Genomic DNA, 21,072 nt, shown 5'->3' with positions numbered 1-21,072 from the left:
GGTAACTACACGCGGACTCTGCATTCGACTGAAGCGGATCATAAAAACGTACCTCAGGGTGAGTGAACCGAATGTGCCTGGGTCACCACCCGGTTCCGGCCTTCATGCTTGGCCCTGTACAGAAGGTGGTCTGCCACAACCAGCGCTTTTTCTCTGTCATCGCCATCGTGAGCGAGCCCACAAACGCCTGCTGAAATCGTAATGTGCTTCACTGCGGGAAACTGCGCGTTTGCAATGTTTTCACGTATACGGTTTACAACCAATCCGGCTTCGGTCAGCGTTGTGTCTGGAAAAAAAATGACAAACTCTTCACCGCCAAACCGGCAGATGATGTCCTGAGTACGGCATCCTTTTTTTAATAGATCTGATACGGCCACCAGTACCTCGTCCCCTGTATCGTGTCCGAACTGATCATTAACCTGTTTAAAGTGGTCGATATCAAACAGAGCCAGGCTGTGTGAACCCTGTCCCCCGACAAAAGGTGCCGTGAGTTGATCGAAGCCCCGCCGGTTGTGTAATTTCGTCAGATGATCCGTCAGAGCATCATCGCGCAGTATAGAAAATGTTTTATCGATGGCTGCTGAATAAGCCTGAAATGCTTTTTTTAGCCTGTCAGCTTCTTTGTACCACGTTTTAATTCCGTCCATTTTTCCTGATAATCGCCCGATCGCGCCTGAGCTGGTCAGGCGGGCCAGATTTTCGAGTGGCTGTGAAATTCTGGCGGAGATGTAAAGACTCACAATGACCAACAGAAGCGCCAGCACCAGCCCGTAGAGGATCACATCACTTACGATGCGGTTGAGAATTGCGCTCGTCACGTCAGATGAAACGCAGACGAATACATGCCAGTTCGTTTTCACAACGTCCGAATAACCCAGCAGGCAACTCTGTTGATTAAACAGGGTTTTCACTGCGCCATATTTTTTCTGTTTCAGTTGCGCCGACAGATCCGCACTCAGGTTGATGCTTTTTCCGGTCAGAGCCTCATCCGCGGAGTAAACCACTTCACCGGTATCGGAAACAATGCTGACAGTCGTCTTATCAGCATAGAAGTGCTGGTTCAGAAGACGGCTCAGCATACTGCTCCTGGTCAGATAGATTGAGCCTGCCAGATACCCCAGATATTCGCCTGACGGCGAATAGACCGGGTTCGACAAAAAGACGAGATAGTTTCCCGTATAGGGGGTGAGTGGGTCAGAAACAAAAGGGCCTTTTTTTACGGCCTCCAGCTGCCCGGACGCCACACTCAGCGACGTACCGGATGGAATGAAATTTAAGGGAGAAGCGGCCACGACCCGCCCCTCGGGCGACAGGGCCAGCACGGAACTGAACATGTCTGACTGCAGACGTAGCCTGTCGGTTTCATGCTGCAGAACCTGCAAATCCCTGTAGCTGGTTATCTGTGCGGCGCTGAAAGCCAGTTCCTTCTGGGCCGTCCGGAACATGTTATCGGCAGTGTTGGCCAGTTTACGTGCATATGCAGTGCTGGATTCAAGGAGACGTTGTTCTGCCTGGTTCCTCAGCACAAAGCCGGTCACTGTGGAAAGCAGAATTGCTGTAAGGAGTATGCAGCACACAGAGTGCAGGCACAGCAGACTCTTTAGTGAGGGCTTGTTGAACATGGTTTGTCCCTGAATGACTTGTTATTTGTGTTGCCGAATTAATGCTGGCACGGACAGTTAACAAGATAGGGGCGGTCAGGCAATTAGTAAATCAGCATTATTGTTGATACGAATAGAGCCTGAGACGCATTTGCAGGCGTCAATCCAGCGAAATAAAGCGCGGATTGACTGTCATAAGCGCCACATCGATATCGATCACTACAGATGGACGGCCGGTTACGCCCGTCTGCGCGCCTGAACGATAGTCCCGCTAACGCCCGATGACCATTACTTTCACTCCCCTGCGCCAGTGGCCAGGCTCGCGGCCAGAATTCCCCTCCGGGCGCTGACGAACGCCTTCAGACAAAACCCGATCAGGGAGGCCAAAAAAACAGCCCCAGCCGCAGCATTATCTGCAGCCGGGCTTCAACAGTCTCACTCCAGCCAGCATGGAAAACATCCTTAGCGGACTTTACGAACCAGCTTATAGCCCAGCAGCAGCACCACTATCCACACCATACCGACATAGAGGGAAATGCGGGTATCGGGGAAATAACCAATCAGACCGATAATAAAGCAGAGGAAGGCTACGCCGACGCCAGCAGTCCAGCTGCCGCCTGGCAGCGCAAACTGCAGCTTACTGGCAGCCTCTTTGCCAATTTTGCGACGGAACGCGATCTGCGACAGCAGAATCATGATCCAGACCCACACTGTTGCAAAGGTCGCCAGCGAGGCGATCACCAGGAAGACTTTTTCCGGCATCAGGTAGTTGAGATAAACCGCAATCAGCATGGCGAACATCATCACCACCACCGTCACCCACGGAATCCCGCGCGAGGAGACCTTCATAAAGACCTTCGGCGCATGTCCCTGCTGCGCCATCCCGTGCAGCATGCGGCCCACGCCAAACACATCGCTGTTAATCGCCGAGAGTGACGCGGTCAGCACCACAAAATTGAGGATAGAGGCAGCCGCCGCAATACCCAGATGCTGGAAGGTCAGCACAAACGGGCTGCCCGAAGTTCCTACCTGATTCCACGGGTAGATCGACATAATCACAAACAGCGTGCCGACGTAGAACACCAGAATGCGCCACGGCACCGAGTTGATGGCGCGCGGAATCGACTTCTCCGGATCTTTCGCTTCACCGGCGGTAATACCGATGATTTCGATGCCACCATAGGCAAACATCACCATCTGCAGCGACAGCAGCATACCGACTACGCCGTGCGCAAAGAAGCCGCCGTTAGTCCAGAGATTGTGGATGCCGGTCGGCTGGCCGCCGTTGCCGAGACCCCAGATGATCATGCCGAAACCGGCCAGAATCATCACGATAATGGTGGCGACTTTGAAGAAGGAGAACCAGAACTCCACTTCGCCGAACACCTTCACGCTCATCAGATTGACGGCACCGATGATCAGCACCACGCTCAGCACCCAAATCCAGTGCGGCACCTCAGGGAACCAGACGCCCATATAGATGCCGAACGCCGTGACATCCGCAATCGCCACGATCAGGATTTCAAAACAGTACGTCCAGCCGGTGATGTAGCCTGCCATCGGCCCAAGATAGTCCTGCGCGTAACGTGAGAAGGAGCTGGCCTGAGGATTGTTAACGGACATCTCACCCAGTGCGCGCATGATGATGTAAGCCACTGCCCCGCCGATGATATAGGCGAGCAGCACGCTCGGTCCGGCCATTTTTATCGCGTCAGCGGAACCGTAGAACAGCCCGGTGCCAATCGCCGATCCCAGCGCCATAAAGCGGATGTGGCGCGTGCTCAGTCCGCGTTTGAGCTTGTTGGTTTCTTGCATAACAACCTGTACCTGTGAAATGAAAAAACCACGGGCAGGCCCGTGGTTAAAGAAAAATCAGTGCTCTCTGCTACGAGTGAACGGTCACCTGTTCCGGCCCTTTCACCCGATCAACAACAGCGGCAATCAGCAGCATCACCAGCGACGGCGGCAACCAGGCGAGACCCTGATCGGCCAGCGGCAGATTCTGACTGAAAGCGGGCAGCAAATCTTTAAACCCGGTGGTTTTAATCGCATCAACAATACCGAACAGCAAGCTGATTAACATGGCTGGCGCGATAATCCGGCTGCTCTTATTCCACCAGTTGAGGGTGAAACTCAGCACCACCAGCACGATACAGGGCGGATAAATCGCCGTCAGTACCGGGATGGAGATCTGAATCAGGTGGCTCAGGCCGAGATTCGACACCACCATGGAGAACAGACCCAGAATAAACACCAGCGTTTTATACGATAACGGCAGGTATTGCGCAAAAAATTCCGCACAGGCACAGGTCAGGCCAACGGCGGTCACCATACAGGCGACGAAGATCAGCGCGGCAAGGAAGAAGCTGCCCATGTTGCCAAAGGTGTGCTGAACATACGCGTGCAGAATCGCTGCGCCGTTAGCGTTTTGATCCACCAGCGCACCGCTGCCCGCGCCCAGCTTAAACAGGCAGAGGTAGACCAGCGTCAGGCCCAGACCGGCGATTAACCCCGCCAGCACGGTGTAACGGGTCAGCAACGCGGCATTATCGACGCCACGCGAACGGGCGGCGTTGACAATTACGATACCAAATACCAGCGCGCCCAGCGTATCCATGGTCAGATAGCCATTGACGAAACCGCTGGAGAAGGCCGCACGCTGATAATCAGCGGTAGCCGGAACCGTGCCGCCAGCAGGCCACACCAAAGCAGCAACGCCCAGCACGGTCAGCGCAATAATTTTTAATGGCGCAAGGAAGTGCCCTACCGTGTCGAGTAGCTTGCCGGGATAGAGCGATACGCCAATCACCAGCGTGAAGTAAATCAGGCTATAGATAAACAGCGGCAGCGCGCCATCACCGGTCAGCGGGGCAATACCCATCTCAAACGAGACCGTGGCCGTACGCGGTGTGGCAAACAGCGGCCCGACAGCCAGATAGCAAACGGTGGCCAGCACGATGCCAGCGACCTTGCCAATCGGGGTGCTGAGTGCATCCACGCCGCCGCCGACGCGGGCCAGCGCAATCACGGTCATCACGGGCAGACCGACTGCGGTAATCAGAAAACCAATCGCGGCAGTCCAGACGTGTTCGCCAGACTGAATACCGACCATGGGCGGGAAAATGATGTTGCCCGCGCCAACAAACAGGGCGAATGTCATAAAGCCCAGCGCGAGAATGTCCTTCGAAGTTAAACGATGTGTCATACGGCCTGTCACTGATGTTGCGGTGGAAGTTGGGTTAGTGTTGTCCCCTCGCTGCGTGTAAACCGCGACCAGGCTGACAATGTCAGCGCATTATGCTCGTCGCAGGGTAAAGCACAGGTGATTTGAGCTGCTTTTATTCTGTTCACAGAGGGATGGATCGACAACGGCGCTAAGTAAAACGTTTATAGCGGTGAAAGGCAATACGGGATCGGAAAACCAGAAGGTTATGCCGCCATTTTTTCAAAAGGCAGTGGATAGCGTTAATTTTTGCAGCAGGCACACAAGATGATGTGCCTAAATAATAGACAGAGCGCGAGAAATCCCCGCATAAACGGGCCTGAAGATACACAAAAGGCGCGTTTTACGCGCCTGTCTGCACAACGTTACAGCACTACCATACCTGATTCGCGATATCGACCACTAAGCGAATCTTCTGCCACTGCTGCGCCTCGGTCAGGCTGTTGCCCTCTTCGGTTGAGGCAAAACCACACTGCGGACTGAGGCAGATCTGATCCAGACTGACATACTGCGCCGCCTCTTCCAGCCGGGTTTTCACCTGCGCCGGATCTTCCAGTTCACCCACTTTCGTGGTGATGAGGCCCAGCACCACCTGCTGATGACCTGGCTTAATGTAACGCAGTGGTTCAAAACCGCCGGAACGGGCGTTGTCATACTCCAGGAAGAAGGCATCCACGTTGACGCTGCCGAACAGGATTTCTGCGACCGGCCCATAGCCGCCTTCAGAGATCCAGGTTGAGCGGAAGTTGCCGCGACAGACATGCAGACCCACGGTCAGATCGGCAGGTTTACCTTCCAGCGCTTTATTCAACACCTGAGCATAAGTCTGTGCCAGCTGGTCAGGATCGTCGCCACGCGCACGGATATCGCGCTTCTGATCCTCAGAACAGAGGTAAGCCCAGACGGTATCATCCAGTTGCAGATAGCGGCAGCCCGCGTCATAAAACGCCTGAATAGCCGCTTTGTAGGTCTGCGCCAGATCGTCGAAGTAGTCCGCCAGATCGGGATAGACCTCCGCGTCGATCACCTTACGGCCACCACGAAAGTGCAGCACGCTGGGGCTGGGAATGGTCATCTTCGGCATCGCATCACCGGCAATACTCTGCAGGAAGCGGAAATGCGCCAGCATCGGATGATCCGCCGGGAAACCGAGTTTGCTCACCACTTTCACGCCATGCGCTTTGGTCTGCACGCCATTAAACTGAATGCCCTGCTCCGCTTCATAGCGCTCTACGCCATTCAGGCCATAGAAGAAGTCGAAGTGCCACCAGCCGCGACGAAACTCGCCATCAGTGACCACTTTCAGGCCATTTTCCCGCTGTTTCGCTACCACATCGCGAATCGCCTCATCTTCAACCTGGCGCAGGGCAGCCGCATCGATCTCTCCGGCTGCAAACTGTTCGCGCGCCTGCTTAATGGCGGCGGGACGCAGAAAGCTGCCAACGGTATCGGCACGGAACGGGGCGGTTTCTCTTTGCATGATCACTCCTGTCTCCCCTGCCGGTAATGACGGCAGGAAATAGTTGCATCCTGATATAAATAGCCATCTGGATGGCTACATGTCTGAACACAGAGTGGCATGGGCGGCTTTCTTCTGCAACTGAAGAAAATTCAGTGATGATGAAAAAAATTCACGTTCGGGGGATTAGCGCAGCGCGGCGCGCGCCTGCGTCATCTGACTGTCAGAGAGCGGCAGATAGCCCGCTTCGCTGACCCGCCGCTGTCCCTGCGCCGAAAGTACCTGCTGCAGAAACGCGGCCACCAGCGGCGGCAAAGGTTTGCCGGGCGCTTTATTCACATAGAGATAGAGCGGGCGCGCCCAGGGATAGCGGCCACTGCGGATGGCCTCGGCATCCGGGGTAATCGCCTGCCCCTGATCATTCATCACCGCCAGCATTTTTACGCCGCTGAGATGAAAGCCAAAACTGGCGTAGCCGATGCTGCGTGAATTACCGGCCACCGCCTGCACCACTGCGGCCGAACCGGGAAACTCCGCCACGTCGCTGCGAAAATCACCTTTGCACAGCGCCTGCTGCTTGAAGAAACCCCAGGTGCCGGAGGCGGAGTTACGTCCATAGCGCTGAATCGGCCGTTTGCTCCACTGCGCGCCGGTTAAGCCGAGATCGCCCCAGCGCAGCGGCACGCTGTGTGCGCCACACAGACGGGTAATCGAGAAGATGGCATCGAGCTGTCGCGGTTCAATCTGCTGTAGCGGATTGCGCTGATTCACCACTACCACCAGCGCATCCATAGCCACCGGAACCGCCAGCGGCGGATAGCCGTAGCGCGCCTCAAAGGCCTGGCGTTCATCTGCCTGCATCGGGCGGCTCATCGGACCGAGTTGTGCTGCACCCGCCGCCAGCGCGGTCGGCGCAGTAGAAGAGCCGGAGGCCTGAACCTGGACATTGACGCCCGGCGCCTGGCGACTGAAATCTTCGCCCCACAGCGTCATCAGATAACCCAGCGTATCGGATCCGACGCTGCTGAGATTGCCGGAGAGCGCGCCGGGCTGGGCCAGTGCCAGGCCCGGCAGCAGAGTAACGATCAACAAAAGAAGGATGCGCATCAGGGAGATCCGGCAGCGATTAATGAACGGCATTCTCCTGCATCACGCTGCTGACAATCAACCTCGCTGGCAGCGTAAAGGTAAAACAGGTCTCCTTGTGCGGCACGCTGGTGATATCGAGCCGGGCGTTATGGTGGCTCAGAGCATGTTTCACTATCGCCAGCCCCAGCCCGCTGCCGCCGGTCGCACGCGAACGCGCTTTATCGACCCGGTAGAAACGCTCGGTAAGACGCGGAATATGTTCTGAGGCGATGCCCGGCCCGTTGTCGCACACCCGGAAGATAGCCCCCTGTTTGCCGCGCAGCCAGCTGATATCAATTCGCGTGCCATCCGGTGTGTGGTTTACCGCGTTGTAAACCAGATTGGAGATGGCGCTGCGCAGCTGTTCATCGTTGCCGAACACTTTCAGATGGGGATCGGTATGGAAGTGGATGTCGTGACGGCCGCCACTCAGCGTTGCCGCCTCATGCTGCAGCAGTTTCAGCATCACCGGCACATCGACCTTCTCTTTCAGATCGATTGCGGGCGCGGCTTCAATGCGCGATAGCGTCAGCAGCTGTTTGACCAGGCTGTCCATGCGGCGCGTCTGCTCCGACATGGTGTGCAGCGCTTTGCTGCGCGAAGGCTCGCTCATCACCGAGTCGTTCATCATCTCCAGATAGCCCTGCAGCACCGTGAGCGGTGTGCGCAATTCATGGCTGACGTTGGCAAAGAAGTTGCGGCGCGCCCCTTCCAGCTGATGCATCTGCGTGACATCACGCGCCACCAGCAGCCACTGCCCTTCGCTGTAGGGCATGACGCGGAACTCCATATGAAGTTTGTTGTTCAGCACCAGCGTCAGCGGCTTGTCGAAATCGCGCTGGCGAAGATAGCGCGAGAACTCCGGATAACGGAGCAGATTGAGGATATTCTGGCCATTATCTTCCGGCCAGCGCAGACCCAGGTGCTGCTGCGCCAGGCCGTTACACCAGAAAATGGTGCCCTCTTCGGTGGTCAGGATCACCGCATCCGGCAGCGACTCGGCACCGCTGCGGAAACGCTTAATCAGATTGCCCAGTTCACGCCGTCGCCGCCGGTTGCGGAGCTGCATCTGGTAAAGACCATAAAACAGCGGTTCCCAGCTGGCACGCCCGGCCGGTGGCGTCATGGTGCGGTCCAGCCACAGCCAGTGCGATAGCCGCATCAGATTGTGAAAATGCCACAACAGCACCGTCAGCACGCTCAGCAGCAGCCACCAGGGCAGACCGCCGAAGAGCAGGCCCAGCAGCACTGCGGGCAGACAGACCAGCAGCAGTTCTGTCAGTAATCTCTTCCAGGAGAGGCGTTCCAGCACGGTAAAGGCTCCGTTTAGTAGCGGGCAGAGAAACGATACCCTGTTCCGCGAACGGTTTGTACCATGCGATCGTGGCCGGACACTTCCAGCGCTTTACGTAAACGGCGGATGTGAACATCGACAGTACGATCTTCCACATACACATTGGTGCCCCAGACGTGGTTCAGCAGCTGTTCGCGGCTGTAAACGCGTTCCGGGTGGGTCATAAAGAAGTGCAGCAGCTTATATTCGGTAGGCCCCATCTCCAGCGGCGTGGTTTCGGACATCACGCGATGTGAGGAGGGATCCAGACTCAGCCCCTGCATCTCAATCACCTCTTCCACGGCCATCGGCGAAATACGGCGCATCACCGCTTTGATCCTCGCCATCAGCTCTTTAGGTGAAAAGGGTTTGGTAATGTAATCATCGGCACCCACTTCCAGGCCGCGCACCCGATCCTCCTCTTCGCCGCGCGCGGTGAGCATCATCACCGGGATATCGCGTGTCATCGCCTCGCGTTTCAGATGTTTGATAAACTGAATACCGCTGCCACCGGGTAACATCCAGTCCAGCAAAATCAGATCGGGCCAGGGTTCAATCAGCTTGCCAACGGCGCTGTCATAATCTTCCGCCTCGATTGGCTGATAGTCGTTCTGCTCCAGAACAAAACACAACATTTCACGGATGGGGGCTTCATCCTCCACAACCAAAATGCGCTTAGCCATTATTACTCCTGCTGATTATGACGGATGTCACTGAGATTCGCGGCGCCATTATGCGTCAGATTTGTGACACTTTTATGAAAAACATAACCTGCCTGTAACCTCACTGGTAATCATTTATGACAGCGCAGCGACAATTTTTTGCTTTGGCCGCAGAGCCAGTATAATCGCCGGGCGAATCACAACGGCAGGGACTCATCATGCGCATCATTCATACTGCGGACTGGCATCTGGGGCAGTTCTTCTACAACAAAAGTCGGGCAGCCGAACATCAGGCATTTCTCGACTGGCTGTTGATCCAGATTGAACAGCATCAGGTGGATGCGTTGATCATCGCAGGCGATCTGTTTGATACCGGTACACCGCCCAGCTACGCCCGCGAAATGTTCAACCGCTTTGTGGTGGCGCTGCAGCCCAGCGGCTGTCAGCTGATTGTGCTGGCGGGCAACCACGATTCCGTTGCCACGCTGAATGAGTCGCGTGAGCTGCTCGCCTGTCTCAATACCCGGGTGATCGCCACCCCGCAGGAGAAGGATGATGTGCTGCTGCTCAACACCCGCCAGGGCGAGCCGGGCGCGCTGCTGTGTGCGATTCCCTATCTGCGGCCGCGCGATATCCTGCGCAGCCGGGCGGGTCAGTCGGGACGCGACAAGCAGACCTCGCTGCTGGAAGCGATCGCCCACCACTATCAGCAGCGATTCGCCGCCGCCCAGGCGCTGGGCCATGCACTGCCGATTATCGCCACCGGCCATCTCACCACCGTCGGCGTCAGCCAGAGCGATTCGGTGCGCGACATCTATATCGGCACGCTGGATGCCTTTCCGGCCAGCGCGTTTCCCGCGGCTGACTATATCGCACTGGGGCATATTCATCGCGCCCAGCGCGTCGCGGGCAGCGAGCATATCCGCTACAGCGGCTCACCGATTCCGCTGAGCTTTGATGAGCTGGGCACAGAAAAAAGCGTCTTCCTGCTGGAACTCACCACCAGCGGCCTGCAATCAGTCACGCCGCTGGTGGTGCCACAGGCGCAGCCGATGCAGGTGCTGAAAGGATCGCTGGCGCAGATTGCAGAACAGTTAAATGCCTTCAGCACGGCAGAGCAGGAGAAGCCGACCTGGCTCGACATCGAAGTCACCACCCAAGAGTACCTCAGCGATCTGCAGCGTCAGGTAGAAACCCTGACCGCCACGCTGCCGGTCGAAGTCCTGTTGCTCCGCCGCAGCCGTGAACAGCGGCAACAGAGCCTGGCGCGGCTCGACAACGAAACCCTGAGTGAGCTGAAGGTGGAGGAGGTCTTTGCCCGCCGGCTGGCGCTGGATGAGGAGCTACAACCAGAGCAAATCGCCGAGATGACCACCCTGTTCCGCCAGACGCTAGCCGCCATGGAAGAGACCCAATGAAGATCCTCACGCTACGGTTCAAAAACCTCAATGCCCTGCGCGGTGAATGGTTCATCGACTTCCGCGCCGAACCTTTCGCCAGCAACGGCCTGTTCGCCATTACCGGTGCCACCGGCGCCGGTAAAACCACCCTGCTGGACGCCATCTGCCTGGCGCTCTATCACCAGACGCCGCGCCTGGGCGCGATTTCACAGAGCCAGAATGCGCTGATGACCCGCGACTGTGCCGAATGTCTGGCCGAGGTGGAGTTTGAGATCAAAGGAGAAGCCTGGCGCGCCTTCTGGAGCCAGAACCGCGCGCGCGGCACTGCCGACGGCAAACTTCAGGCGCCGCGCGTTGAGCTGGCACGCTGCGCTGACAACACTATTGTTGCCGATAAAGTCGGTGACAAGCTGAAGCTGATCGAAACCCTCTCCGGGCTAGATTTTGAAAGGTTTACCCGCTCGATGATGCTGTCACAAGGCCAGTTCGCCGCCTTTCTCAACGCGAAAGCCAGTGAGCGCGCGGAACTGCTTGAGGAGCTGACCGGCACCGAAATTTACGGTCTGATTTCCGCCGCCATCTACGAGCGCCACAAAGAGGCAAAAACCCAGCTGGATCTGCTGCGCAGCCAGGCGGGAGCGATGGCGCTGCTGGATAGCGACGCACGCGCCGCGCTGCAACAGCAGCTCACCGATCTGACCGATGCGGAACAGCAGCTCAGCGCGCACTATCAGCAGGCGCAGCAACAGCAGCAGTGGCAACAGCAGGCGCAGCAGTTACAGCAGGAAGATGCGCAGGCTGACGTCGCGCTGCAGCAGGCCCAGGCTGCATCCCAGGCGGCAGAGGCCGATCGTCAGCGTCTTGCACGCAGCGAACCGGCTGAAAAGCTGCGGGTAAAACTGCAGCAGCGCGACGCGTTACGCACCGAACAGCAGCAGGTCGTGAGCCGCTGTCAGCAACTCACGTCGGCGCAGCAGCAGGCGCAGAGCCAACAGCAGCAGCATCAACAGCACTACGCGACGACCCAGAGTGCCCGCCAGCAGGCGCTGCAGGAACAGCAGCAGCAGGAAAGTCTGCTGACAGAACAGGTGCTGCCGCTGGATCAGCGGATCAGCGCACTGCAGCAGCAGCTTGCGGAGCAGCAGCAGGAAAACGCCCGGCAGCAGCAGCATGCTGATCAGACACAGGCCAGCCTGGCAGAGCAGAAGCGCCAGGTTGAGACATGGCAGCAGGCGATTGCCGAACAGCATCAGTTACGCCAGCAGCTTGCCGATCTCGCCCAATGGGGCGCTTCGCTGCCGGTGTGGCAGGAGAACTTTGCCCTGCTGGCGCAGCGTGAAGCGACCCTGGCCGGACTGGCGCAACAGCGCGAGCAGCAGCAGCGACAGATCGCTGCCCAGCAGGCGGAACAGCAGCAGCAGGCAGAACAGGCGCTCCCGCGCCAGCAGGCGGAGCAACAGGCCCGCCAGGCACTCTCGCAGGCGGAGCAAGTACTAACTTCGCTACAGGAACAGCATCCGCCTGCCGCACTGCGTCAGGCATTAAGCCAGTTGCAGAACAGCCGTCCGGCTCGTCAGCAACTGCTGCTGCTTTCAACCCAGTGGCAGCCGCTGCACCAGCAGCTGGGCCAGCGCCAGCAGCGGCTGGCTACGCTCGCAAAAGCGCATCAGCAGAGTGAAGCGGAACTCCAGGCTCTGCGCGAGACGTGGAAACGCGAGAAACAGCAGCTGGATGATGTCGAAAAAATCTGCGCGCTGGAGCAGCAGATTGTCGATCTCAGCGATTACCGCGCCCGGCTCGCCGCCGATCAGCCCTGTCCGCTGTGCGGCTCCTGCACGCATCCCGCCGTTGAGGCCTACAGCACGCTGGAAGTAAGTGCTAACCAGCAGCGCCGGGCTGCACTGCAACAACAAACCGAGGCATTGCGCGAAGCGGGCACGGCAAAAAGCGAACAGCTGAAACAGTCAGCCGTGCAGCAGCAGACCCTGCGCGATGAAATCGCGGAGATGCAGCAACAGCTCGATCGGCTTGAGCAGCAATGGCAGGCGCTGAGCGGTGAGCTGGCACTTACCTTCCCGCTCGCCGATCGGGATACCTTAACCGCGTGGGAGCAGCAGCAAAGCGAACGTGAAAGCCAGCTTGAGCAACAGCGACAGGCGCAGGAAGCCGCCGAACAGGCGCGTCAGGCCGCAAAGGATTACTATCTTCAGCAGTCACAGGCCTGGCAGCAGCATTTGCAGGCAGAACAGCTGGCGCAGCAGTCGCTGTCCAGCCTGCAACAGGCGCTGGATGCGCTGCAACAGCGTCAGCAGCAGGACCAGCAGGCCATGGCGCAATTGCAGAGTCGTCTGGAGCAGCAGTTCAGTGCACACAACCTTGCCCTGCCCGACGCCGCCCATCGCGATGCATGGCTGACAGAACAGCAGCGGCGCTGGGAGCGCTGGCAGGAAAGTGAGCGGTTGCTCGCTAACCTGCAACCGCAGCTGTTAAAGGGGGAAACCCAGCTCACTGCCCTGCAACAGCAGGCAGAACTGGAGCAGCAGCAGCTCACCACTCGTCAGCAGCAGCAAAACCAGCGCCAGACGCAGCTCAGCGAGATGCGCCGTGCCCGTCAGGCGCTGTTTGGCGACCGCGAGGTCACCCACGCCCGTCAGCAGATGCAGGCCCGCGTTCAGCAGGCTGATGAACAACTGGCACAGCAGCTCACGGCCCTGCAACAGGCGCAGGCCGAGGTCAGTCGCCTGCAGGGTGAGCTTTCGGGACTGGAAAATCAGCGGCAGACGCTCAATAGCAAACTGGCAGAGGCGGAAAGCGCGCTGCAGCAGGCACTGGAGAGCGCCGGATTCGCGGATGAAGCCAGCCTGCGCGCGGCGCTGCTGGATGAGCAGACCGCAGTGCAACTGCGTCAGCAGTTGCAGCAGCTCGATCAGCAATGCCAGCAGCAGCAGGCGCGACTGGCGGATCTGCGTCAGCGGCTCAGTCTCCATCAGCAGGCGAAACCCGCTGCGATGCCGGAATCCGCCGAGGCGCTGGCGCAACAGCTGGAGCAGTTACGGCTGGCACTGCGCGACAACGCCAGCCAGCAGGGTCAGATTCAGCAGCAGCTACAGAGCGATGCCAGCCTTCGTGTGCGCCAGCAGAGCCTGATGACACAGATTGAACAGGATGGTGTGACGCTGGCGCAGTGGAGCCTGCTCAACGATCTGATTGGCTCCGCCAGCGGCGATAAATTCCGGCGCTTCGCCCAGGGCTTAACGCTGGATCACCTGGTGGCCCTGGCTAACCGTCAGCTCGATCGGCTGCATGGCCGCTATCTGCTGCAGCGACGGGCGCAGGATCTGCTGGAGCTGGATGTGGTCGATACCTGGCAAGCCGATGCGGCGCGCGATACCCGCACGCTGTCGGGTGGTGAGAGCTTCCTGGTGAGTCTGGCGCTGGCGCTGGCGTTGTCGGATCTGGTCAGCCACAAAACGCGCATCGAATCGCTGTTTCTGGATGAGGGATTTGGCACGCTGGATGCGCAGACGCTCGACACCGCGCTGGACGCACTCGATGCACTCAACGCCAGCGGCAAAACCATTGGGGTGATCAGCCACGTGGAAGCGATGAAAGAGCGCATTCCGGTTCAGATTAAAGTACGCAAGATGAATGGGCTGGGTTACAGCCAGCTGGAACTGCCGCAGGGATAGCGGGCGCCAGGGCGGTAAATTCTGGTTCTGTCGACAGTCGGAGTAATGCCATAGCATTCATGATGCCGGTCTGTAGACTGTCGGCAGCATACCGGAAGATCTTTAAGGAAAGTTGGCCAGTTAAATGAATTTAATTAATATAACGATGAGAATGTTGCCGGGAGTGATTATTGCAATGTCGCTCAGCGCCTGTCAGCAACCTGTGACAAAGCAACGGGATAGCGTGGCAAACCTTTGTCAGCCGTCGAAAGATCCAGACAGCCAATCCTGTCACTGGACTAATCAAATGCAGCCAGTACTGAACCGGCAGTTCAGCGATGCGGCGCGTTACGCCGGTCAGCAATGTCTGGTACGGATGGAGTGGCAACCACACAGCAGACATTATGCGGTGACCCAGACGCAGGGTGATGAAGCGCTCTGCCTGCGCGCCTGGCAACTGGTCGCGCAGACCCGCGATCTGCCGCCGCCGCCGGAGCCTGGACAACCGGCGTGGTTCGGCTTTGCGCCGCGCGGTTAGCTGGCCAGACCTTCCTGACGCCACTGGCGCGGACTGATGCCAAACCAGCGACGAAACGCGCGTGAAAACGCGCTGACTTCCGAGTAGCCCAGCAGCAGCGCCATCTCAGAGATGGGCAGCTGCTTCTGCTGCAGATAGTATGTCGCCATTTCGCAGCGCACCTGATCGACCAGCGCGGTAAAGCTGCTGCCCTCTTCGCGCAGCCGCCGCTGCAGTGACCAGCTCGACAGTCCGAGCTTATCCGCCACCTCTTCCAGCACCGGCTCACACTGCATCAGCGATAAATTAACCTGCGAACGCGCCTGCTCAATCATGCTCTGCTGTGACGTCACACGGTTAAGCCGTCGGATCGCATCCTGCATCACCATTAACAGGATCGGATCGCTCTCCGGCATGGCGCGCAGCAGATCGCGCTTGGGGATCACCAGTGAATTAAACGGCTGATCGAACCAGACCGGCGCATCAAACACTTTGCAGTGATCGTGCCACTGGCCGGGACGCGGATGCTCAAAGTGGACTTCGCGCGGCGCCCAGTGTCTGCCTGCCACGTGGCGGATCAGATTCATAAACATCCCCAGCGTCAGCTCTGCATCCTGTCGGCGCGACAGGATCGCGCCATGTCGCACCTGATAATCCAGCCGCCAACACTCTCCCTTATCCACCAGCCGGGTTAAGGTGTCGTGCTGATGCCAGGGAAATGCGTTGACCACATTATGCAGCGCCTGTTCCAGCGTGGCGGAGCACAAACCGATGTAGCCGATCAGGCCTAATGACTGCGGTTTAAACTGCCTGCCGTAGTGCAAACCGAAGTTATCAAAACCGGAGTGACGCGCCGCCTCCTCCAGCACCCGACAGTAGTTAACCAGCCCCAGGCTGAGCGTCGGACTGGCCAGGCGCTCCGGATCGATGCCGCTGATGCCGAAGATACGATCAACATCGCCGCCCTGGGTATGAATAAAGTCGCCTAAGCCGGTCGCCGCCGCTGCCAGCACGCCGTGATTGCCTGCCCCCGCCGCTGCCGAGCAGGCCGCAAACGCATCGGGCTTTATCAGTGTCGGATTCATGGTCGCCTCAGTCAGAATTCAGGTGGATCACCCGTCACTTCTATCCGAGCAATTTCCATACCAGGTCCCTGATGCCCGACGCGCCGCCTGCGGACTGTCCGGGCGGCGCGCGGGCTACGCGCAGGGCACTGCGGCGGCGCAGCGACGCCCGCCGCTGGTGCATCAGACGCCGACCGGCAGCTGCTCACCTTCCAGATAACGGCGGCAGAGGCGGACCGAGTGGCTGGCCCACGCCGATCCCAGGCTGCGCGCCATTTCGGTTTCGGCATGTGATCCCACCCACGCGGTGAGCTGGATACGACGCTGGATTAACAGCGCGGGCAGCATGGCCATCTCCGCATCGCTGATATGCGCCACCTGCTCATAGCCGCGGATCCAGTGATCGATCCACTCTGGCGCGCGCGGATGATGCTCAACAAAACTGATCGCCGCCGCCAGATCGTGCAGATACCAGCCGAGCCCGCAGTCATCGAAATCGATCACCCGCGTTTCGCCCTTGTGCAGCAGCAGATTGGTCAGCCGCAGATCGGCGTGGATCAGGCCATAGCGATCCGATCCTTTACCGAACTGCGTCATCGCCGCGCCGACCTGGCTTATCGCCTGCTCTACCACGCCATGATCGGCAGGATTCAGATTCGGCGCATCCTGCCAGCGTCCCCAGTGACTCTCTGCGCTGGTCATGGTGTGGTGATCCCAGATGATGCGCTGGAAACCCGCAGGCGGCTGCCACTGTTTACTGTGCTGATGCAGCCGCGCGGTGATCTGGCCGAGCTGCTGAAAAGCGCGGGGATCGACGTCGGTGGTCGGCATCTCTCCGTCGATCCAGTGAAACAGCACCACGTAGCGTTCACCGCCCTCCGGCAGCCGCAGCGTCAGCACGGTTTCGCCCTCTTTGTCCGGCACCGCTTCCGGCACCATAATGCCGGTTTCGCGCAGCGCATTGAGCCACAGCAGTTCGCTGACGATGTCGGCTTTTTGATGATAATCGCCGCGATGCAGTCGCAGCGCATAACGCCGGCCTGCCGCCTGCAGCAGAAACGTGGCGTTCTCTGAGCGGCACAGCAGGCTGAGCTGGCCCTGCAGCGCGGCGGGATAACAGGCCAGCGCCTGCTGCGCCATCAGGGTGAGTTGGGAATCAGTCAGGTTGTCATATTGTTTAGCGCTCATCAGTCCGGCTCCTTGTCACTTGCGTTATCTCAGCATGCGTTGCCGGAAGGTGAGCTGCTTGACTCCGGAAGAGACAAAGTTGACCGCAGCGTGCAGCTGGCCCGGTTGTTGCCCGTGAGTTGACCGTGGAGGACAGAAGTCACTGCGCCCGCGTCAAGTCGTGGCGAGTAATGCAACGGCATTATCCCCTTACTGTAGCGTAATGGCGGTGTAACGCCGCGTGAGACCAACAACGACGGGGATAACAGAATGACAAACAGACTCAAGCCCACTCTGGGCACCCTGCATCTGTGGGGGATTGCGGTTGGCCTGGTCATTTCAGGCGAATATTTTGGCTGGAGTTACGGCTGGGCCGTGGCGGGCACGCTGGGATTTCTGGTTACCACCGCGTTGATCGCCACACTCTATACCTGTTTTATCTTTAGCTTCACCGAACTGACCACCGCGATCCCCCATGCAGGCGGGCCATTTGCCTATAGTCGCCGCGCCTTTGGCGAAACCGGCGGACTGATTGCCGGTCTGGCGACGCTGATTGAGTTTGTCTTTGCGCCACCGGCGATTGCCATGGCGATAGGGGCTTATCTCAACGTGCAGTATCCCGAACTGAACCCGAAAACTGCGGCGGTCGGGGCTTACCTGCTGTTTATGACGCTGAATATTCTCGGCGTAAAACTGGCGGCGATGTTTGAACTGGTTGTGACGGTGCTGGCGGTGATTGAACTGCTGGTGTTTATGGGTGTGGTTTCACCCGGCTTCAGCCTGGCGAACTTCGCCGCGCACGGCTGGGCAGGCAGTGACAGCTTCGGACTGCCCGCCTTCTCCGGCATTTTCGCCGCCATTCCTTTTGCCATCTGGTTTTTCCTGGCCATTGAAGGCGCGGCGATGGCGGCCGAAGAGGCGAAAGATCCGACCCGGACCATTCCCCGCGCCTACATCAGCGGAATTCTGACGCTGGTGGTGCTGGCGATAGGTGTGATGCTGATGGCGGGCGGCGCGGGCGACTGGCGCAAACTTGCCGATATTAACGATCCGCTGCCGCAGGCGATGAAAATGATTGTCGGCGAACACTCTAACTGGATGCATATGCTGGTGTGGATTGGACTGTTTGGCCTGATTGCCAGCTTCCACGGCATCATCCTCGGCTATTCACGGCAGTTTTTTGCCCTGGCACGCGCGGGCTATCTGCCACCTTCTCTGGCCAAACTGTCGCGTTTCCAGACCCCGCATCGGGCGATTATTCTCGGCGGCGTGCTGGGTATCGCGGCGATTTACAGCGATGGTGTGATTAATCTGCAGGGGATGACGCTGACGGCGGCGATGATCACCATGGCGGTATTTGGCGCGATTGTGATGTACATCATGAGTATGCTGAGCCTGTTTAAACTGCGCCGCAGCGCGCCGGAGATGGTCCGCAGTTTCCGCGCGCCGGGCTATCCGATTGTTCCGGGCATCGCCCTGCTGCTGTCGGTAGTCTGTCTGCTGGCGATGCTGTGGTTTAATCCGGTGATTGGCGCGCTGTTTTTCGCCATCATGCTGGCAGGCTATCTCTACTTCCTCGCCACCAAAGCGCAGCGCGATCGGGCGCCGCAGGACAGTATGCTGGTCGGCGAATAAAAGCGGCGCGGGTGAGTGCCTTGGGTTAACGATTCAGCGCCGGGTCTCTCTGGCGCTGAATCGTCAGCGGATGCTCGGGTAACTCAGCCGTTAAGCGGCCAGAGCCACGCCGCACCGCGTACGCCGCTGGAGTCGCCATGCTGCGCCTTCAGCACCGGCGTTTCACACTCCCCGCCAAATACCCACTTCTTCATCAGCACCGGCACGGTCTGATAGAGACGATCCACATTGCTCATCCCACCGCCCAGTACAATCACATCGGGATCGATCAGGTTTACCACCTGCGCCAGCGATTTTGCCAGCCGCAACTCATAGCGGCTCATCGCCAGTTCGGCGATCGGATCCTGCTGCGCCAGCAGCGAGACGATCTCCGCACCTTTGCGATGCACGCCGCTCAGCCGCTGATAGTCGATACCAAAACCGGTGCCTGAAACAAAGGTCTCAATACAGCCCTGCTGCCCGCAATAACAGGGCACTTCCTGACGGTAGCGCAGCTCATCCTCATCCATCCACGGCAGCGGATTGTGGCCCCACTCACCGGCATTGCCGTTGCCCCCGATACGCGACTCACCGTTGATCGCCACACCGGCGCCCGATCCGGTGCCGATGATCACGGCAAACACCAGCGACTGTCCGGCACCGGCACCGTCGATCGCTTCCGACACCGCCAGGCAGTTGGCGTCGTTGGCGATACGCACTTCCCGGTTCAGCGCCTGCGCCAGATCTTTATCCAGCGGCTGACCGTTGAGCCAGGTGGAGTTGGCATTTTTTACCCGCTTACTGTAAGGCGAAAGCGTGCCGGGAATACCGAGGCCGACCGTGCCGGTTTCGCCGGTTTTCTGCTCCGCCAGCGTGACCAGATCGACAATCGCCTGTACCGTTGCCTGATAGTCATCACGCGGGGTATTCACCCGGTGGCGGAACAGCTCCTCTCCCTTATCCGACAATGCGATCACTTCTGTCTTGGTGCCACCCAGATCTATGCCTATGCGCAAGATTACGTCCTCGTTATTCGTTCAGGTGAGAGATACAGTAAAAGGCGTCTGCCGGAAAGGCAATGAAACCACTCCGATGTTTCGCTATCATGCGCGCTGACTCTCGCAGACTTGTGCGCCCGATCGCGCCACGGTAAGGAATCCCGATGTTGTGGTTTAAAAATATGATGGTTTATCGTCTGAATCGTGACATTCCGCTGTCCGCAGATGAGATGGAAAAGCAGCTCGACGCCTTCACGTTTTCACCGTGTGGCAGTCAGGATATGAGCAAGACCGGCTGGGTCTCGCCGATGGGCAACCGCAGCGATGCGCTGACCCATGAAAACAAAGGCCAGATTGTGATTTGCGCTCGCAAAGAAGAGAAAATCCTGCCTTCGCCGGTGGTGAAACAGGCGCTGGAAGCGAAAATCGACAAGCTGGAATCTGAGCAGAGCCGCAAGCTCAAAAAGACCGAAAAAGATTCGCTGAAAGATGAAGTGCTGCATAGCCTGCTGCCGCGCGCCTTCAGCCGTTTCAGCCAGACCTACCTGTGGATCGACACGGTCAACAACCTGATTATGGTTGACTGTGCCAGCGCAAAAAAAGCGGAAGATACCCTGGCGCTACTGCGCAAAAGCCTGGGCTCACTGCCGGTGGTGCCGCTGACGCTGGAAAGCCCGATTGAACTGACCCTGACAGAATGGGTACGTTCAGGCGAGCTGCCTGCCGGATTCGCCCTGATGGATGAAGCGGAGCTGAAAGCGCTGCTGGAAGATGGCGGCGTTATCCGCTGCAAGAAACAGGATCTGGTGTGCGATGAGATCGCCAACCACATCGAAGCGGGCAAGCTGGTAACCAAACTGGCGCTCGACTGGCAGGAGCGCATTCAGTTCGTGCTGGCCGATGATGGTTCAGTGAAGCGTCTGAAGTTCAGCGACACCCTGCGCGACCAGAACGACGATATTGACCGCGAAGATTTTGCACAGCGCTTTGATGCGGATTTTATTCTGATGACCAGCGAACTGGCCGCACTGACCAGCAATCTGGTAGAAGCGTTGGGCGGCGAAGCCCAGCGTTAATCAGCCACCGGCAGAATCATCCTGACAGACGATATTCGCCAAAAAAAGGGCCGCTTAGCGGTAATGTCAGTCAGTTAAGCGACAGGTGATAACGCAGTCTGGTGCCGCTCAGGGGCTGGCGGTCCTCGCGCCGCTGCGCGGTTCCTTCACTTCATTCGCCTG

At 58.4% G+C, this 21,072-nt stretch carries 15 protein-coding genes; 5 read left to right on the top strand and 10 right to left on the bottom strand.

Annotation, left to right across the window (positions count from 1 at the left end; all coding sequences use genetic code 11):
* Window positions 1–53: 53 nt before the first annotated feature.
* From HFD95_RS03540 to phoB, 7 genes are all read right to left on the bottom strand, one after another.
* On the bottom strand, window positions 54–1,622 hold the full coding sequence (locus tag HFD95_RS03540) for a sensor domain-containing diguanylate cyclase (protein ID WP_194709460.1): 1,569 nt from the start codon (window positions 1,620–1,622) through the stop codon (window positions 54–56).
* Window positions 1,623–2,063: 441 nt separating this feature from the next.
* The gene (proY, locus tag HFD95_RS03535; RefSeq protein WP_010255326.1) at window positions 2,064–3,416 is read right to left on the bottom strand and encodes a proline-specific permease ProY; all 1,353 of its coding nucleotides are present in this window, start codon (window positions 3,414–3,416) and stop codon (window positions 2,064–2,066) included.
* Window positions 3,417–3,486: 70 nt separating this feature from the next.
* A complete protein-coding gene (brnQ, locus tag HFD95_RS03530) occupies window positions 3,487–4,806 on the bottom strand; it encodes a branched-chain amino acid transporter carrier protein BrnQ (protein ID WP_010255323.1) in 1,320 nt (439 codons plus the stop codon).
* A gap of 391 nt (window positions 4,807–5,197) precedes the next feature.
* The gene (locus HFD95_RS03525; RefSeq protein WP_167429838.1) at window positions 5,198–6,304 is read right to left on the bottom strand and encodes a cobalamin-independent methionine synthase II family protein; all 1,107 of its coding nucleotides are present in this window, start codon (window positions 6,302–6,304) and stop codon (window positions 5,198–5,200) included.
* A gap of 165 nt (window positions 6,305–6,469) precedes the next feature.
* On the bottom strand, window positions 6,470–7,390 hold the full coding sequence (locus tag HFD95_RS03520; RefSeq protein WP_010671186.1) for a PstS family phosphate ABC transporter substrate-binding protein: 921 nt from the start codon (window positions 7,388–7,390) through the stop codon (window positions 6,470–6,472).
* A 19-nt stretch (window positions 7,391–7,409) separates the two neighbouring features.
* Window positions 7,410–8,723: a phosphate regulon sensor histidine kinase PhoR gene (gene phoR / locus HFD95_RS03515; RefSeq protein ID WP_010255313.1), complete on the bottom strand. Its 1,314-nt coding sequence runs from the start codon at window positions 8,721–8,723 to the stop codon at window positions 7,410–7,412.
* A 14-nt stretch (window positions 8,724–8,737) separates the two neighbouring features.
* Window positions 8,738–9,427, bottom strand: coding sequence for a phosphate response regulator transcription factor PhoB (phoB, locus tag HFD95_RS03510; protein WP_003852491.1), 690 nt, complete (start codon window positions 9,425–9,427; stop codon window positions 8,738–8,740).
* A gap of 197 nt (window positions 9,428–9,624) precedes the next feature.
* On the opposite strand from phoB, the gene sbcD reads away from it, so the two are divergent.
* The 3 genes from sbcD to HFD95_RS22025 all read left to right on the top strand — a co-directional run bounded on the left by sbcD (window position 9,625) and on the right by HFD95_RS22025 (window position 15,012).
* The gene (gene sbcD / locus HFD95_RS03505) at window positions 9,625–10,824 is read left to right on the top strand and encodes an exonuclease subunit SbcD (protein WP_167429837.1); all 1,200 of its coding nucleotides are present in this window, start codon (window positions 9,625–9,627) and stop codon (window positions 10,822–10,824) included.
* A complete protein-coding gene (locus HFD95_RS03500; RefSeq protein ID WP_167429836.1) occupies window positions 10,821–14,495 on the top strand; it encodes an AAA family ATPase in 3,675 nt (1,224 codons plus the stop codon). Before sbcD ends, HFD95_RS03500 begins: the two co-directional genes overlap by 4 nt.
* Before the next feature lie 286 nt (window positions 14,496–14,781).
* Entirely contained in the window at window positions 14,782–15,012 is a 231-nt protein-coding gene (locus tag HFD95_RS22025; protein ID WP_010255303.1) for a cell envelope integrity TolA C-terminal domain-containing protein, read from the top strand.
* Here the strand turns inward: HFD95_RS22025 and HFD95_RS03490 are convergent.
* The gene (locus HFD95_RS03490; RefSeq protein ID WP_167429835.1) at window positions 15,009–16,076 is read right to left on the bottom strand and encodes an AraC family transcriptional regulator; all 1,068 of its coding nucleotides are present in this window, start codon (window positions 16,074–16,076) and stop codon (window positions 15,009–15,011) included. The two genes, HFD95_RS22025 and HFD95_RS03490, sit on opposite strands and share 4 nt — an antisense overlap.
* A gap of 162 nt (window positions 16,077–16,238) precedes the next feature.
* Window positions 16,239–17,243, bottom strand: coding sequence for a phosphotransferase enzyme family protein (locus HFD95_RS03485; RefSeq protein WP_010671182.1), 1,005 nt, complete (start codon window positions 17,241–17,243; stop codon window positions 16,239–16,241).
* Between the two features lie 249 nt (window positions 17,244–17,492).
* Between HFD95_RS03485 and eat the strand changes: the two genes are divergently transcribed.
* A complete protein-coding gene (eat, locus tag HFD95_RS03480; RefSeq protein ID WP_010671181.1) occupies window positions 17,493–18,857 on the top strand; it encodes an ethanolamine permease in 1,365 nt (454 codons plus the stop codon).
* A gap of 83 nt (window positions 18,858–18,940) precedes the next feature.
* Here eat and mak read toward each other — a convergent pair whose 3' ends face one another.
* Window positions 18,941–19,852, bottom strand: a complete 912-nt coding sequence (gene mak / locus HFD95_RS03475; protein WP_010255298.1) for a fructokinase — start codon at window positions 19,850–19,852, stop codon at window positions 18,941–18,943.
* 146 nt (window positions 19,853–19,998) lie between these two features.
* Between mak and rdgC the strand changes: the two genes are divergently transcribed.
* The gene (gene rdgC, locus HFD95_RS03470) at window positions 19,999–20,910 is read left to right on the top strand and encodes a recombination-associated protein RdgC (protein WP_022625153.1); all 912 of its coding nucleotides are present in this window, start codon (window positions 19,999–20,001) and stop codon (window positions 20,908–20,910) included.
* Window positions 20,911–21,072: the final 162 nt, after the last annotated feature.

This window comes from Pantoea sp. EKM10T, from assembly GCF_011800685.1.
Lineage (GTDB): Bacteria > Pseudomonadota > Gammaproteobacteria > Enterobacterales > Enterobacteriaceae > Pantoea > Pantoea agglomerans.
The sequence above is the reverse complement of the archived record's forward strand: the minus strand, read 5'-3'. Positions and strand labels throughout refer to the sequence as shown.